General features: G+C 63.9%; 16 protein-coding genes. 7 read left to right on the top strand and 9 right to left on the bottom strand.

Annotated features, from left to right (window positions below):
- Positions 1 to 10: 10 nt before the first annotated feature.
- Both AC3WTO_RS25675 and AC3WTO_RS25670 read left to right on the top strand, forming a co-directional pair.
- Positions 11 to 643 carry a glutathione S-transferase family protein gene (locus tag AC3WTO_RS25675; protein ID WP_492463775.1) on the top strand — a complete coding sequence of 211 codons (633 nt, stop codon included), beginning with the start codon at positions 11 to 13 and terminating at the stop codon, positions 641 to 643.
- Positions 644 to 683: 40 nt separating this feature from the next.
- Positions 684 to 1,607: a DMT family transporter gene (locus AC3WTO_RS25670; protein ID WP_492463774.1), complete on the top strand. Its 924-nt coding sequence runs from the start codon at positions 684 to 686 to the stop codon at positions 1,605 to 1,607.
- 257 nt (positions 1,608 to 1,864) lie between these two features.
- Here AC3WTO_RS25670 and AC3WTO_RS25665 read toward each other — a convergent pair whose 3' ends face one another.
- A complete protein-coding gene (locus tag AC3WTO_RS25665) occupies positions 1,865 to 2,446 on the bottom strand; it encodes a TetR/AcrR family transcriptional regulator (RefSeq protein ID WP_492463773.1) in 582 nt (193 codons plus the stop codon).
- Between the two features lie 108 nt (positions 2,447 to 2,554).
- On the opposite strand from AC3WTO_RS25665, the gene AC3WTO_RS25660 reads away from it, so the two are divergent.
- Positions 2,555 to 3,064, top strand: a complete 510-nt coding sequence (locus AC3WTO_RS25660; RefSeq protein WP_492463772.1) for a DinB family protein — start codon at positions 2,555 to 2,557, stop codon at positions 3,062 to 3,064.
- Positions 3,065 to 3,097: 33 nt separating this feature from the next.
- On the opposite strand, the gene AC3WTO_RS25655 is transcribed toward AC3WTO_RS25660, so the two are convergent.
- Positions 3,098 to 3,649, bottom strand: coding sequence for an AAA family ATPase (locus tag AC3WTO_RS25655; RefSeq protein WP_492463771.1), 552 nt, complete (start codon positions 3,647 to 3,649; stop codon positions 3,098 to 3,100).
- Between the two features lie 238 nt (positions 3,650 to 3,887).
- On the opposite strand from AC3WTO_RS25655, the gene thrS reads away from it, so the two are divergent.
- From thrS to AC3WTO_RS25635, 4 genes are all read left to right on the top strand, one after another.
- Positions 3,888 to 5,093, top strand: a complete 1,206-nt coding sequence (gene thrS / locus AC3WTO_RS25650) for a threonine--tRNA ligase (RefSeq protein WP_492463770.1) — start codon at positions 3,888 to 3,890, stop codon at positions 5,091 to 5,093.
- 451 nt (positions 5,094 to 5,544) lie between these two features.
- A complete protein-coding gene (locus AC3WTO_RS25645) occupies positions 5,545 to 5,898 on the top strand; it encodes a hypothetical protein (protein ID WP_492463769.1) in 354 nt (117 codons plus the stop codon).
- Between the two features lie 40 nt (positions 5,899 to 5,938).
- Complete coding sequence (locus tag AC3WTO_RS25640) at positions 5,939 to 6,955, top strand: trypsin-like serine protease (RefSeq protein WP_492463768.1); 1,017 nt, start codon at positions 5,939 to 5,941, stop codon at positions 6,953 to 6,955.
- Positions 6,956 to 6,994: 39 nt separating this feature from the next.
- Positions 6,995 to 7,321 carry a hypothetical protein gene (locus AC3WTO_RS25635; RefSeq protein WP_492463767.1) on the top strand — a complete coding sequence of 109 codons (327 nt, stop codon included), beginning with the start codon at positions 6,995 to 6,997 and terminating at the stop codon, positions 7,319 to 7,321.
- Between the two features lie 2 nt (positions 7,322 to 7,323).
- On the opposite strand, the gene AC3WTO_RS25630 is transcribed toward AC3WTO_RS25635, so the two are convergent.
- The 7 genes from AC3WTO_RS25630 to AC3WTO_RS25600 form a co-directional block, all read right to left on the bottom strand.
- Complete coding sequence (locus AC3WTO_RS25630; RefSeq protein ID WP_492463766.1) at positions 7,324 to 8,889, bottom strand: FGGY-family carbohydrate kinase; 1,566 nt, start codon at positions 8,887 to 8,889, stop codon at positions 7,324 to 7,326.
- A gap of 172 nt (positions 8,890 to 9,061) precedes the next feature.
- Positions 9,062 to 10,540, bottom strand: a complete 1,479-nt coding sequence (locus AC3WTO_RS25625) for a mannitol dehydrogenase family protein (RefSeq protein ID WP_492463765.1) — start codon at positions 10,538 to 10,540, stop codon at positions 9,062 to 9,064.
- A 162-nt stretch (positions 10,541 to 10,702) separates the two neighbouring features.
- The gene (locus AC3WTO_RS25620) at positions 10,703 to 11,476 is read right to left on the bottom strand and encodes an L-iditol 2-dehydrogenase (protein ID WP_492463764.1); all 774 of its coding nucleotides are present in this window, start codon (positions 11,474 to 11,476) and stop codon (positions 10,703 to 10,705) included.
- Positions 11,477 to 11,507: 31 nt separating this feature from the next.
- On the bottom strand, positions 11,508 to 11,897 hold the full coding sequence (locus AC3WTO_RS25615; protein ID WP_492463763.1) for a VOC family protein: 390 nt from the start codon (positions 11,895 to 11,897) through the stop codon (positions 11,508 to 11,510).
- Positions 11,898 to 11,904: 7 nt separating this feature from the next.
- Entirely contained in the window at positions 11,905 to 12,903 is a 999-nt protein-coding gene (locus tag AC3WTO_RS25610; RefSeq protein WP_492463762.1) for an ABC transporter ATP-binding protein, read from the bottom strand.
- A gap of 27 nt (positions 12,904 to 12,930) precedes the next feature.
- A complete protein-coding gene (locus AC3WTO_RS25605) occupies positions 12,931 to 13,755 on the bottom strand; it encodes a carbohydrate ABC transporter permease (RefSeq protein WP_492463761.1) in 825 nt (274 codons plus the stop codon).
- Positions 13,756 to 13,764: 9 nt separating this feature from the next.
- Positions 13,765 to 14,637 carry a carbohydrate ABC transporter permease gene (locus AC3WTO_RS25600; protein ID WP_492463760.1) on the bottom strand — a complete coding sequence of 291 codons (873 nt, stop codon included), beginning with the start codon at positions 14,635 to 14,637 and terminating at the stop codon, positions 13,765 to 13,767.
- Between the last annotated feature and the right edge of the window lie 167 nt (positions 14,638 to 14,804).

Raw genomic sequence — 14,804 nt, 5'->3', positions numbered from 1 at the left:
AGACCGCAAGATGACCCCTATCCAGCTCTACACCTTCCAGACGCCGAACGGGCACAAGGCCTCGATCATGCTCGAGGAGACCGGGCTGCCCTACGAGGTCCAGATCGTCGACATCGAGGCCGGCGAACAGAGGACGCCAGAGTTCCTGGCGCTCAATCCCAACAACAAGATCCCGGTCATCGTCGACCCGGACAAGGGCCGCACCGTCTTCGAATCCGGCGCGATCCTGCACTATCTCGCCGAACGCTCCGGCGTGCTTGTGCCGGGCTCCGAAGCCGAACGGTTCCAGGTGCAGAGCTGGACGCTGTTCCAGGCCGCGCATGTCGGCCCGACGCTTGGCCAGCTCTGGAATTACAAGATCTTCGCACCGGAGAAGATCCCCTATGTCATCGGCCGCTTCGAGGCCGAGGCAAACCGGGTCCTGCGCGTGCTGGAAAGCCAGTTGTCGCGCCACGCCCATATCGTCGGCGAAGCCTATTCGATCGCCGATGTGATGACCTGGCCGTGGATCCATGCCGGGCTCACCAAGCTCGGGCTTTCGCTCGACGCCACGCCCAGCCTCGCGCGCTGGTACATGGCCATCGGCGCACGACCCGCCGTGCTGCGCGGCCTCGTCGTGCCGCGGCTGCCGGCTCACGCCTGATCCCCAACCTCATTCGTCATTCTTTTCAAAGGAGGCTCCGATGGAGACCTTGTTCGTACCCTTGTCCCTGTTTGCCGGTGGCCTGCTCGCCGTCCAGGCCGGCGCCAATGCGCAGCTCTCGAAAGCCATCGGCTCGCCGTTTGCCGCTACGACGCTGCAGCTCACCGTCGGTACCGCATTGCTGCTTCTGATTGCCCTGTTCACCGGCACGCTGGCCGCGCTTGGCGCCTTGCCCCGGGCGGAATGGTGGCACCTCATTGGCGGCACAGCTTCGGCGATCTATGTCGTTTCGACCATCGTCCTGTTCCCCCGCCTCGGCGCCGTCGTCTCGGTCGGGCTGTTCATCGCCGGACAGATGCTTGCCTCGCTTGCCCTCGACAGCTTCGGCCTGCTCGGCGTGATGCAGACCGGCCTGCAGATGGGAGCTGCCATCGGCACGCTGATCGTGCTGGCCGGCGTCGCCATGATCGTCTTCGGCCAGGGCGGCAAGGACAATCTCAAGGCCGACAAGCTCGGCTGGATCGCGCTGGCGCTGGTTGCCGGAGCGGTGCTTCCGGTCCAGGGCGCGGTCAACGCGCTGCTGCGGCACGATCTCGGCGGCGCGCCTTTCGCGGTCGGCGCCATCTCCTTCTTCGTCGCGACACTGGCGATGGCGGCGGTGATGCTGGTGGTGCTGGCCCTGCGCAAGACGCCGAGCCCCAACATCGGCGGCGTGCAGACCATGCCCTGGTGGGGCTGGCTCGGCGGTGTCGCCGGAGCAACCTATGTCACCACCGTTTTCACTGCCATCCCAGTCATCGGCGCCGCCGCCGCCGTCGGCTTCACCGTCGCCGGCCAGCAGGTCGCCAGCGTGTTCGTCGACCGCTATGGCTGGTTCCGCCTGCCGCAGCGGCCAGTGTCGGGCCTGCGCCTGGTTGGTGTGGTGCTGCTGCTCGCCGGTGTCGCTGTCATCAAGCTGGTCTGAACCGTCAGGTTTGTGGTGCGTCCTTCGAGGCTCGCCCGCCCAGGATGTGCAATCCAGCCAACGCGTGTGCGGGCTCGCACCTCAGGATGAGGACGGTTGTGCAACGCCACCCAAGTTCTGAAACCCCTCAGAATGTGGCCTCCATTGCACAACCGTCCTCATCCTGAGGTGCGAGCCCGCAAGGCATTGGAAGATACGCACAACCATTGCGGGCGAGCCTCGAAGGACGCACCAAATCACCGCCATACGATCGATGCCTAGTGTTCCGCCAGATAGAGACGGATCATCCTGACCAACTCGTCGCGGACCTGCGCTTCACGCAACATGCCGCGACGCGCCGCGTTGTGGATGACACCATCGATGGCATCCGACAGCACGAGGCCGACCACGGTCGGATCCTTGTCCTTCGGCCGGTAGGCAGCCGCCGCCTCGGTGTAGAAGGCAAGGTATTGCCGTTCGATCTGGCTGTTCTGGTCGCGATAGGCTTCGAGGCCAGGCGCTTCATCGAGCAGCACGCGATGCAGGCCGGGATGGATGCTGTGGGCCTCGACGATGTTGGCGACCAGCGTTGCGGCGAAATCGGCGAGAGGCTGGCGCTTCGCCAAAGCGGTCCTGACGGCGGCGAGACTGTCATCCAGATGATGGCGACGGATCGCTCCCACCAGCGAGACCTTGTCGGGGAAATACTGGTAGAGCGAACCGACGCTGACGCCAGCCGCCTCGGCCACCCTGTTGGTGGTGAAACCCGTCCAGCCCTGTTCGCTCAGAATGCGAGCCCCGGCTTCGACGATGGCATCCACCGTCGCCCGCGACCGCGCCTGTCGCGGCTGCTTGCGCATCGACGGCTGCCGCTTTGCAATGCGAGTAGACAATTTCGTACCCTCGCCAAGAATATAGAGACATTACTCACATTTTCGCGGCAGGGACAGGTTTCGGTTATGCAGGAAATGCTTCGCACCCTTTACGGCTACCAGGCCTGGGCAAACAACGAGCTGTTCGACCGGCTGGTCCTGCTCGATCCGCAGGCCCAGGCCGCGGAACTTCACACCGCGCTGCGGCTGGTCAGCCACCATCACGTGGTGGCCGAGATCTTCGCCGCGCATCTCGGTGGCACCCGTCACCACCACACATCGGACAACACGGTGGAGACGCCGACGCTCGATGCCCTGCGCGCATCGGTGGCGGCGACGGACAGATGGTTCCAGCAATACGTGCTGGACGTCACGGACGACCAGCTCGATGAGGCGGTCGCCTTTACCTTCACCGATGGCGACAAGGGCAGCATGACCCGGCGCGAAATGCTGCACCATGTCGCCCTGCATTCGGCAATCCATCGCGGCGAGGTCAGCCGCATCCTGGTACAGCTTTCGATCACACCGCCCTGGGACACACTTGCCGTCTACCTGCATCGAACGCAGCCGGCGCGCCGTGAGCAGGAATTGCGGCCGACCGGGTAAACCCACCTGCCGCCTCTTCTGCCCCGGCAGCCGTCAGACCGGCTTCCCGTCTGGCCAGCCGGTTTCCTCGATCACGACCCTGGCCAGCTCAGCCGGCGTCCTGCCGTCCGTCGGCACCACGATCAGGCCCTCGGTGTTTTCGTCGGCCATGCGCCTTGCCTGCCGCAACGAGCGTTCGGCCTGCGCTTCCGCGCCCTGGCCGACTTCGCGCTTTGCCAGGCGCGCAAGCAGCGCAGGCTCGCTCACGGCAAGGCGCACGACGGTGATCTGCGCATCGGGTATGGCAGCCAGGATCCAGCGCCGGTCGAAGGCCAGATGCAGCATGACGCCCGACATGATCAGGCGCGTGTGCCCCAAAGCCCGGTATGTCGACCAGATCGCCGCCAGGTTGATGCTGCTGATGTCGACGGTGCCCGGCGACAGCAGATCGAGGTCTTCCCGCGTCGGCTGCGGGTAAACCCTGTCGAGCTCGTCGGTCTCGATCACCGCATGCGCGACCTGCCGGGCGGCAAGCGCGGCGCTCAACTCCCAGCTCAGCGTCGATTTGCCGACACCCGCCGGCCCGGTAATCAGCAACAGCTGCATTTTGCCTCTTCGGTTGTGCGCCGGTCCCGCCGGCCAACATTGACAACGCGCCTAACCATACCCATACCTTGTGCCCATGAGACAGATGTTTGCCTCCGCCACGACCACGACGACCATCGCTTTGCGGTGGCCGGTCGTCTGATGCGCTGAACAAACAGCTTCTCGACCCCCAGCCCCGCCGGATTGTGCGGGGCTTTTTTGTTCCTTTCGCTGTCCGGCTTTTTTCAAGGACAGAACCATGGAACAAGACGATCACCGTATCCTGGCCAACCGGCTCGACCTCTTTCATTTCGAAGAGGACGCTCCCGGCATGGTCTACTGGCACCCCGCCGGCTGGCATCTCTTTCGCCAGCTCGAGGACTATATCCGAAGTCGCATGCGGCAATCCGGCTATGAGGAGGTGCATTCACCGCAGCTCCTGCCACGCAGCCTGTGGGAGCGGTCCGGGCATTGGGAGAAATTCCGCGACAACATGTTCGTGATGCCGCGCGAAGGCGGCCGCGACATGGCGCTGAAGCCGATGAGCTGCCCGTGCCATATCCAGATCTTCAACGCTTCGCTGCGTTCCTGGCGCGATCTGCCAATGCGGCTTTGCGAGTTTGGCGCCTGCCACCGCGACGAACCCTCCGGCTCGATGCACGGGCTGATGCGGACACGTGGTTTCGTCCAGGACGATGCCCATGTGCTTTGCCAGTCCGAGCAGGTCGAGGCGGAAGTCGCCCGTTTCGTCGTGCTGCTTTCGTCGATCTATGCCGACCTCGGCTTCGACGATTTCGAGGTCGCGCTGTCGCTGCGCCCCGAAAAACGCGCAGGATCGGAGGCGGATTGGGATCTCGCGGAAGCACAATTGCTGGCGGCGGCACAGGCGGCCAGCCTCGAACCCGTCCTGCAACCTGGCGAAGGCGCCTTCTACGGACCGAAGCTGGAGTTCGCACTGCGCGACCACCAAGGACGTTCGTGGCAATGCGGCACGATCCAGCTCGACTTCGTGCTGCCGGGCCGGCTCGACGCGTCCTACATCGACGCCGGCGGCAACCGCGCGGTGCCGGTGATGCTGCATCATGCCGTGTTCGGTTCGATGGGCCGCATGATCGGCATCCTGCTCGAACATCACCAGGGCAAGCTGCCGTTCTGGCTGGCACCGATCCAGATCGCCATCCTGCCGGTGGCCGAAGACCAGCACGGCATCGCCCGGGACTTCCAACAGCGTCTTGTCGCCGCCGGGCTGCGGCCGCGGCTGTTCGACCAGGCGGAGACGCTGTCGCGGCGCATCGTGAGCAGCCACGACCTGCTGATTCCCGCCGTCGCGGTTCTCGGCAAGCGGGAGGCACAGGATGGTTCCGTAACCCTCAAATCCAGCCAGGGGCAATGGACGATGGCTCTCGATGAGGCTGTGGCGCGGCTGCTTGCAACGTCCAGCCAGAGAGGCGACGTGTTCGCGTGACGCGTCGCCTCCTTCAACCCGAGGGCGACCCTGCCCCGTGGTACGGCCACTCCGGCCGGGTTCGGCCGCTGCCCGCGACCCGGCCGGCGCAGAGCGCCGAAAGCACCATACCTGGCTGATTTCGACGAGCCAGGAGGTCTTGCCCTGGAGCGGTGGAAGAACCACCACGCTACCACTTTCGAATTACGACCTTGATGGGTACGCCCTCAGGACTAATTGACCTCAAATCCGATTTTCGTTCTATTAGATACATCTAAATCAGCAACACGAAACCGAGCGATCGTCACCGGCGAAGATCCAGTTCTTCGCGGGATCAGCTTCGGTCAGCTGATGTGATGTATCGCTATCCACCCTACAAACCGCCCCGTCGCGGCCGATAGCGACGGCATGACTTGCCATGCGTCAACCCGAACCAATTCAACACCGCTCGTTACGCGGCATGGAGGGTAAAATGCTTCGATCAACCAGCCTATCAATGGCCGCTGCTGGCGCTGTAACCATTGTCGTCGGCCTGGCGTCACCATCACATGCTCAAAGCCACGCAGTCGGTTCCGTCACCATGGTACGCACCGGTTGGAACGCGGACAGCTTCGCCATCGTAACGGCCGAGCCGATCATGAACCCGGCACGCTGTCCGACGCCGGACGGCTACATCTCCGACAAGTCATTTCCAGGTTATGGGACCTACTACGCGGCAGCGCTGACTGCCATTGCAGCGCGGCGTCGGGTCATCGTCGCCATCAACGACACCGAATGTTTCGCGGGTCGACCGAAAATACTGGGCGTCAATCTCACATCGGAATGATGCGCGACACCAGTCGGCGCCATCTTGCAAGGAGAGTCTCATGACCGGCTTGCGTTGGAAACTGTTTGCAATTGCCATGCCGTTGCTGCTGCCGCCCGTCACCGTCGTCGGCACGCCGCAAGCGCATGCCCAGGAATGCCAGGACACGCCCGAGGGCCGAATCTGCACCGTCACGCAACCGATTGTCGCAGGCACTCTCGTTGATGCCGATACGCAGCGGCGGCTTGGGTTGATCACGGTCAGCGGCGGGTGCTCGGGCACATTGCTCAACCGTTACTGGGTTCTGACCGCACGCCATTGCGTGACACGGCAACCGCCCGTCGCAGGCAGCGCCAGGACCGTCGACGACCCGATCTCCAACCCGCTTCAGGATGCGAGCCAGGTCAGCATAACCGCGGACTGGGCACCTGGCCGAACCGGCCGCGCCTCGCGCATTTATGAGTTCGCAGCCAATCGCAACGCGTTCGCTGCCAATGTCGACACAACAGCCATCTCCGACATCGTCCTAGTCTATCTCGGCGCGGCGGATCTCGGCCCTGTCGACAGCCAGCGCATCTATGCCATCGCGCTCGATCACGGAAATGGCTCGGTCACGATCAGTGGCCGCCTGAGAACCACCGATACCGTGACCCAGTATGGCCGGGGCTTCGCCACACTCGCGACTGGAACTTTCGGAACCCCTACGGCGCAGCAGGCGCAGGGATTGGGGCAATATCGCAGTGGCCGGTTCACGCCCTCGAACATCGATGCCAACACCTATCGCCTCACCATGAACGGTAGCAACCAGGTCGGACACGGCGGAGACAGTGGCGGCCCGACAGTTGTCACCGTCGCCAACGAAGGGGTCGGGATCGCTGGGGTGCAGTCGACCTGCAATGCAGACTATCTGGCCGGCGCGCCTCAGAACTGGTCGTGGGCATCGAGGATCCGCTTTTGCACCTATGTTTCGACGGAACCGTTCATGAGCGAGATCCTGGCGGTAAAGAAAGAGACGCCCGAATGCCCATTCGGCGCGGCCTGCGCCCTTCCAGCCATCGTTCAATATGTCCTTCAGTAGCAAGCCGACGATCAAGGGTTCGATTTCAGGAGCACTGCCATGAACGCAACCTCGTCTGTCTCGACCGCGTTGGTCGCATTGATTTTCGTGGGAACAGCAATCTGGACCAAGCCAGCCGAAGCCCAGAGCGTGACCTCAGGGGCGGTCGTCAATGTCTTTGCGGACCCCGGCGACTTCGTTCTGGAACTCTCCGAGGCCGGACGTTGCGGTTCGAAATATTTCCACGTCCAGAGAGCCAATGCGAATTTCAAGGAGATGGTGGCCGTCGCATTGACGGCGTTCGCAACCGGCAAGGTAATGACGATGTTCGTGGCAAGTTGCGCCAGCGACAGGAACATCGTCAGTCATGGCTATGCTAGCCGCTGACCTCAAACCAGCGCATCGAGCGCTTGGCGCTGCCGGTGCATTTCGAGAAACACGCGATAGTCGCGGTCGAACCGGCTTCGCGCAGCCGGGTTCGGCTGCCGCTCGCGGCCAGGCTGGCGCATGGCGGCGCAGGCCTCGGCCAGGCTCGGATGCAGGCCGGCGGCCGCCGCCGCCGACATCGCCGTGCCCAGCAGTACGGCATCGCCGCTCTCCGATTCCAGCACCGTGCAGCCGGTGGCATCGGCATAGAGTTCCATCAGCAGCGGGTTGCGGGTGTGGCCGCCGGTGACATGCAGCGTGTCGATGACATAGCCGTTGGCATTGAGGGCTTCCAGCACATGGCGCACGCCGAGCGCGATGGCGACGGCGGTGCGCCAGTAAAGCCGGGCCAGGCTGTCGAAGGATGAGTCCAGCGTCAAGCCGCTGATGACGCCCAGCGCGTGCGGGTCAGCCAGCGGCGAACGGTTGCCGTGGAAGTCCGGCAGCACGTGCAGGCGCGAAGCAAGGTCCAGCCCCTCTTCGGTGCGCAGCTCCATGACGCGTTCGACGATGCGTTTGTGGCCGGCGGCATCGGGTTCGCCGCCATGCCAGCGGATGATGTGGTCGAGCAGTGCGCCGGTGGCGGACTGCCCGCCTTCGCTCAGCCAGAGACCTGGCAGCGCCGCGCCGAAATAAGGGCCCCAGACGCCGGCAAAGCCACATGGCTCGGCCGACATCGCCATGACGCAGCTTGATGTGCCGGCAATCAGCGCCAGATGGCGGTCGATATCGTCGAGGCCGCCGATGACGCCGAGCGCACCGGCAAAGGCATCGATGAGGCCCGCACCGACGCGGCAACGCGTGGTGAGGCCGAGCTCGGCAGCGGCCTCTTCCGTCAACGGACCGAGATCGCGGCCGATTGCGCTGGCGCGATCCGGCAGCGATCCGTGGTCGAAGATATCGGCCAGGCCAACGGCCTCGAAGAAATCCGGTCGCCAGCCGGCTTGCTCATGCGCAAGGAAGGTCCATTTGGCGGTCAGCGTGCATTGTGAGCGGGCAAGCGAACCACAGGCCCTGTAAGTGAGGAAGTCGGCCAGGTCGAAAAGCTGGCCGGTGCGCGCCCAGGCATCCGGCAGATGCCGCTTGACCCACATCAGTTTCGGCGTCGCCATCTCCGGTGACATGACGCCGCCGACATGGCCGAGCACTCGATGGTTGGTGGCCGTGCATTCGTCGGCTTCGGCCAGGGCGCGATGATCCATCCAGACGATGGTGTCCCAGCGCTCGCCACCCTTCTTCGAGACCCCGACCTGCTCGCCGCTGCGGCCACGAAACACGGTGGAACAAGTCGCGTCGAAGGAGATGCCGGCGACATCTTCCGCCGCGATGCCGGCGGTTTGCCGGGCGGCCCGCATCGCCTCGCACGCGGCGGCCCAGATGTTTTCCGAATCCTGCTCGTAGTGGCCAGGGCTGGCCTGGTTCATGGCGATCGGCCGCTCGGCGCGGGCAAGCAGTCGGCCGGCCTGATCGAACAGGCCAGCGCGCGCGCTGCCGGTCCCGACATCGATGGCGGCAAGCACCGACACCATCAGTGCGGCAGGACCTGTTGAGCGGCCACCTCGGCCGATGTTCCGCGGAGCCCGCAGGCCGATTCCGGTTGCGGCAAGGAGGTCAGAAAGGAAACATCGGCGTGCAGCATGGGGCGCACTCTATATGCGCGTTTTGCCCCGCGCTACCGCCTCGATCACATGGACGACTGGTTCAGAGCCGACCGGCTAGATAACGCGTCAGCGTCGAGCGTGCGCCGACGTCCCAGACCGTTTTCAGAGCATGGGAGAAGGCGGCAACGAAAGCCGGCGAGCGACCGACTTCGCCATAGATATCCTCCATCGCAAGCCAGGCCGACGGGTCGGACCTGGCGGCCTTCGCGGTAACCTGCATGCGGTCCCAGCTGGGATCGTTGGGTTCGATCACCGCGCCGGAATCAGTGGTGCCGAAGCAGTAGCGGCACCAGAAGGCGGATTCGAGCGCGAGGCCGGCAACGCTCGCGCCGGCCTTCAGGCGGGCTGCTATGGTGGGGATGATGAATTTCGGCTGACGGTTGGAACCATCGAGGCAAAGGCGGCGCACCGTGTCGCCGATCTTGGGATTGGAGAAGCGGCGCTCGATCAGCTGGTAATAATCCTCGAGGTCGGTATCCGGCACCGGCGGCACGGTCGGGATGATCTCGTCATGCTCAAGCCTGGCGAGGAAGCCGCGCACCAGCGGCTCCTGCATCGCCTCATGCACGAAATGGATGTCCATCAGCCCGGCCGGATAGGCGATGGTGGCATGGCCGCCGTTGAGGATGCGGATTTTCATCAGTTCATAGGGCGAGACGTCCGGCACGAATTGCACGCCGACCTTTTCCAGCGCCGGTCGGCCGGCGGTGAACTTGTCCTCCAGCACCCACTGCCGGAACGGCTCGCAGAAAACCGGCCAGTTGTCGTCGACGCCGAAATCCGTCGCCAGCATGCCGCGCTCGCGCTCGGTGGTGGCGGGCGTGATGCGGTCGACCATGCCGTTCGGAAAGGCGACATTGCCGGCGACCCATTCGGCGAGGTCGCGGTCGAACAGGCGGGCGAGACCGATGACGCCGTCGGACGTGACACGGCCATTGTGGGGGATGTTGTCGCAGGACATCACCGTGAAGGGTTGGACGCGGGCAGCGCGCCGGCGCACCAGCCCGGCGAGGATCAGGCCGAACACCGTCCTGGGATGGTCCGGATCGTTGGCGTCGGCAACGATGTCGGGGTGTTCCGGATTGAAATAACCCGAGGCCGGGTCGATGAAATAGCCACCTTCGGTGATGGTCAGCGAGACGATGCGGATCGCCGGATCGGCCAGCCTGTCGATGATCGCCGCCGTCTCGCCCGGCACCAGGAAATCGATCATCGCGCCCGTCACCCGGGCGGCCATATGACCTTCGTCCTGCTCGACCACGGTGGTCAGCCAATCCTGCTCGGCCAGCCTGGCGCGGCCGGCCTTCTCGCCCTCGAACACGCCGGCGCCGACTAGCGCCCAGTCATGCCCCTCGCCCGCATTGAAGAGGTCGTCGAGATAGACGGCCTGATGCGCGCGGTGGAAGTTGCCAACGCCGAAATGCAGGATGCCGGCCTTGAGTCCGTTGCGCCAGTAAGCGGGCGTAGCCACCTGCGCCGGCAGCTTGTCCAGAGTGGCGAGCGAGAGTTTTGTCGTCATGTCAAAACGCCTTTCGTAGAGGCCGTTGCCTTCTCCCCATTCACGGGGAGAAGGTGGCCCGAAGGGTCGGATGAGGGGCAGTGCCAACTTTTGCCAGGACGGCGCAGCCCCTCACCTGCCTGCCGGCATCCTCTCCCCGTGAACGGGGGGAGGAACGCTGTCTCAACTCATCCACTGGCCACCGTCGACGTTATAAGTCTGGGCGACGATGTATTCGGCCTCGCTGCTGGCCAGGAAAACCGCCATGCCGGTCAGGTCTTCCGCGCGGCCCATCCGGCCGTAGGGCACGCCCGCGCCGACAAGCTTCTTCTTCTCGCCGAGCGGCCGGTTCTCGTATCTGGCGAACAGGGAATCGACATGGTCCCAATGCTCGCCATCGACCACGCCCGGTGCGATCGCGTTGACGTTGATGCGATGCTTGATGAGATCGAGCCCGGCCGACTGGGTCAGCGAGATGACGGCCGCCTTGGTCGCGCAATAGACCGCCACCAGCGCCTCGCCGCGACGGCCAGCCTGGCTTGCCATGTTGATGATCCGTCCGCCTCTACCGTGCGCGATCATCGACTTCGCCGCCGCCTGAAGCATGAACAGCGTGCCAACGACGTTGACCGCGAACAGCCGGTCGTAGCTGGCACGGCTGATCTCGACGATGGGCGCGGCGTCGAACAGCGCGGCGTTGTTGATGAGGATGTCTAGCCCGCCGGCCTTCTTCTCGACCGCGGCAATCGCGGCATCGATGGAGGCCTGGTCGGTAACGTCGAGCCGCACAGCATAGGCTGCCGTGCCGATCTCGGCGGCCGTCTTCTCGGCCGCTTCCAGATTGATGTCGGCGATCGCCACCGTCGCGCCTTCGCGCACATAGGCTTCGGCGAACGCGCGACCGATGCCGCGCGCCGAGCCGGTGACGATGGCGGATTTGCCCTCGAGTCGCTTCATCGGGCGACACCTGCACTGAAAGTCATGCTCGTCATATGTCCTTGTCCTCGGCTAGCGGCTCACCGATTTCGATCGCGTGTCGATCGGGATCGTAGAACCGGAACACGCGCTGGCCCCACACCTGCTCGGTGATCGGATGGATGATCTCGACCTTGCCGCCCAGCCGCGCAAAGCAGGCATCGATGTCGTCGTCCTCGAAGTAGAGCAGCAGGTTCGGCTGCCCCAGCGGTTCAGGTATTTGCGGAGCCGCCGCCCCCCACACGGTTTCGATCAGCGCCGTCGCGTCATGGATGGCGAAACGCTCCTTGAAGATGACGATCGTGCCGTGGTCAGCCTTGACTGTCAGGCCAAGCAGATCGCGATAAAAAGCCGTCGCGACGCCAATGTCCTTGACGAAGATGATCGGATTGACGAAGCGCACGGCCGTCTCACAGCGCCTTTCCGTCAGCGTCGAAACGGTGCAGCTTGGCCGGATCCGGCGTCAGGTAGACGATGTCGCCATGGCGAACGCCGATCTCACCGTCAGCGCGCACATTGATGGTGCCAACATCGTCGGTGTGCACATGCAGGAAGGTGTCAGCGCCAAGATGTTCGGCGACCCCGACCTTGCCGCGCCATTCGCCGCTGTTGGAGGCGATCTTGAGGTGCTCGGGCCGGATGCCGATGGTGGCGGCATTGTGCTTTGCTGCCGCTGCGCCGGTGAGAAGGTTCATCTTCGGCGAGCCGATGAAGCCGGCGACGAACAGGTTCTTCGGGCTCCGGTAGAGATCCAGCGGCGAGCCGACCTGCTCGATGTTGCCGGCGTTCAGCACGACGATCTTGTCGGCCATGGTCATGGCTTCGACTTGGTCATGCGTCACATAGATCATGGTCGTCTTGAGCTGGTTGTGCAGTTCCGAGATCTCGAGGCGCATGGTGCCGCGCAGGGCCGCATCGAGGTTCGACAGCGGTTCGTCGAACAGGAAGGCCGAGGGCTGCCGTACGATGGCGCGGCCGATGGCGACGCGCTGGCGCTGGCCGCCGGAAAGCTGGCCGGGACGGCGCTCGAGATAGTTGGTCAGGTTCAGCACGCGGGCGGCATCGCCCACCTTCTTGTCGATGACCGCCTGGCTTTCGCCGGCCATCTTCAGCGGGAAGGCGATGTTCTTCGCCACCGTCATATGCGGGTAGAGTGCATAGGATTGGAACACCATGGCCAGCTTGCGCTTGGCCGGCGCCTCGTTGGTGACGTCGCGTCCGTCGATGGAGATGGTGCCGCCGCTGGTGTCCTCCAGTCCGGCGATGAGGCGAAGCAGCGTGGACTTGCCGCAGCCGGACGGCCCGACGAACACCACGAACTCGCCATCCTCGATGTCGAGGTCGATGTTGGGAATGATCGACGTAGCCCCGAAGGACTTGGAGACATTCCTGAGAGCGATCTTACCCATTTTGTCCTCCTTGAGCTTCCCGACGCATCACTTCACGGCGCCGAAGGTCAGGCCGCGCACCAGCTGCTTCTGGCTGAACCAGCCCATGATCAGGATCGGCGCGATGGCCAGCGTCGATGCGGCCGAAAGCTTCGCCCAGAACAGTCCCTGCGGGCTGGAGAAGGACGAGATGAAGGCGGTGAGCGGAGCGGCGTTGGTAGTGGTGAGCCGGATGGTCCAGAATGCCTCGTTCCAGGCCAGGATGATGTTGAGCAGCATGGTGGAGGCGATACCCGGCACCGCCATCGGCGTCAGCACGTAGATGATCTCGCCCCACAGCGTGGCGCCATCCATGCGCGCAGCCTCCAGGATCTCGCCCGGGATCTCGCGGAAATAGGTGTAGAGCATCCAGATGACGATCGGCAGGTTGATCAGCATCAGCATCACCGTCATGCCGATGCGGCTGTCGAGCAGGCCGAGATCGCGGAAGATCAGGTAGATCGGAAACAGCACCGCCACGGCCGGCATCATCTTGGTGGACAGCATCCACATCAAGACGTCCTTGGTGCGCTTGGTGGGCGAGAACGCCATCGACCAGGCGGCCGGGATGGCGACCACCAGGGCCAACAGCGTCGAGCCCAGCGCCAGGATCACCGAATTCATGAATGGCTTGAAGTAGTTGTACTGCGACTGGACTTCCGCATAGCTCTCCAGCGTGCCCGACGGGATCAGGCTGAAGCCCTGGATCGCCTCCTGCTCCGACTTGAAGGAGGTGATGATGGTGTAGAGGATCGGGAAGAAGATCACGAGCGCGACAGTCCAGGCCGCAATGGTTGCGATCGTCTTGTGCCGGTTGGTGACGGTGCGTGCCATTGTTGCCTCCTACTTGTCCAGGTTCTTGCCGACGGCGCGCATGGCGAAGAAGGCAACGATGTTGGCAAGGATGACGGCGATGATACCGCCGGCGGACGCCTGGCCGATTTTGTATTCGAGCAGGGCCTTCTGGTAGACAAGGAACGGCAGGTTGGTGGACGCATAGCCCGGCCCGCCATTGGTGGTGACGAGGATCTCGGCATAGACCGAAAGCAGGAAGATCGTCTGGATCAGCACCACGACGGTGATGGCGCGCGAGAGGTGCGGCAGCGTCAGGTACCAGAAGCGCGACAGGATGCCGGCGCCGTCCATTTCAGCCGCCTCCTTCTGCTCGCCGTCCAGCGACTGCAGCGAGGTGAGCAGGATCAGCGTGGCGAAGGGCAGCCATTGCCAGGCCACGATCACGATGATCGAGAACAGCGGATATTGCGCGAACCAGTCGATCGGCTGCGCCCCGAAGAAGCGGGCTATGTCGGCAAAGACACCGTAGCCCGGATGCATGATCATGTTCTTCCACACCAGTGCCGCCACCGGCGGCATGACGAAGAAGGGCGAGATGACCAGGATGCGGACAATGCCCTGCCCCCACATCGGCTGGTCGAGCAGAAGCGCCAGCAGGATGCCGCCGACAATGGTGATGACGAGCACCGCAACCACAAGGATCAGCGTGTTGAGGATGGCAGTGATGAAGGCCGGATTGTTGAAGAACAGCGCGTAGTTCGAGAAACCGACGAAGCCGTCGCGGATCGGGTTCAGCGGATTGTATTGCTGGAAAGAAAACCACAGCGTGATCGCCAGCGGCACCGCCATCCAGATCAGCAGGAGCAACACCGAAGGTGCGGCCATGAAACGCGCGAGCGTACGGGTCTGTTTGGTTGCCATGGTCTCCTCCAACCGGTTCCCAAGCGCCGTAAACTGGCTGCCGCCGTCATGGCGGGCAGCCTTTTCGATGGCCCGGCCGAGCAATGGCCGGGTGAGCAGGAACAGATTACCGCATCTTTTCCGAAAATGACCGCCCGGACCGGGAAGACCCGGGCGGCCAAGGCACC

Source organism: Mesorhizobium sp. EU05-FHT14A09 (genome assembly GCF_058790995.1).
This window is presented reverse-complemented; position numbering and strand designations above follow the sequence as displayed.

Coding starts and splice junctions, on each gene's coding strand:
- AC3WTO_RS25675 (WP_492463775.1), top strand. CDS start 11: ATGACCCCTATCCAGCTCTACACCTTCCAGACGCCGAACGGGCACAAG.
- AC3WTO_RS25670 (WP_492463774.1), top strand. CDS start 684: ATGGAGACCTTGTTCGTACCCTTGTCCCTGTTTGCCGGTGGCCTGCTC.
- AC3WTO_RS25665 (WP_492463773.1), bottom strand. CDS start 2,446: ATGCGCAAGCAGCCGCGACAGGCGCGGTCGCGGGCGACGGTGGATGCC.
- AC3WTO_RS25660 (WP_492463772.1), top strand. CDS start 2,555: ATGCTTCGCACCCTTTACGGCTACCAGGCCTGGGCAAACAACGAGCTG.
- AC3WTO_RS25655 (WP_492463771.1), bottom strand. CDS start 3,649: ATGCAGCTGTTGCTGATTACCGGGCCGGCGGGTGTCGGCAAATCGACG.
- thrS (WP_492463770.1), top strand. CDS start 3,888: ATGGAACAAGACGATCACCGTATCCTGGCCAACCGGCTCGACCTCTTT.
- AC3WTO_RS25645 (WP_492463769.1), top strand. CDS start 5,545: ATGCTTCGATCAACCAGCCTATCAATGGCCGCTGCTGGCGCTGTAACC.
- AC3WTO_RS25640 (WP_492463768.1), top strand. CDS start 5,939: ATGACCGGCTTGCGTTGGAAACTGTTTGCAATTGCCATGCCGTTGCTG.
- AC3WTO_RS25635 (WP_492463767.1), top strand. CDS start 6,995: ATGAACGCAACCTCGTCTGTCTCGACCGCGTTGGTCGCATTGATTTTC.
- AC3WTO_RS25630 (WP_492463766.1), bottom strand. CDS start 8,889: ATGGTGTCGGTGCTTGCCGCCATCGATGTCGGGACCGGCAGCGCGCGC.
- AC3WTO_RS25625 (WP_492463765.1), bottom strand. CDS start 10,540: ATGACGACAAAACTCTCGCTCGCCACTCTGGACAAGCTGCCGGCGCAG.
- AC3WTO_RS25620 (WP_492463764.1), bottom strand. CDS start 11,476: ATGAAGCGACTCGAGGGCAAATCCGCCATCGTCACCGGCTCGGCGCGC.
- AC3WTO_RS25610 (WP_492463762.1), bottom strand. CDS start 12,903: ATGGGTAAGATCGCTCTCAGGAATGTCTCCAAGTCCTTCGGGGCTACG.
- AC3WTO_RS25605 (WP_492463761.1), bottom strand. CDS start 13,755: ATGGCACGCACCGTCACCAACCGGCACAAGACGATCGCAACCATTGCG.
- AC3WTO_RS25600 (WP_492463760.1), bottom strand. CDS start 14,637: ATGGCAACCAAACAGACCCGTACGCTCGCGCGTTTCATGGCCGCACCT.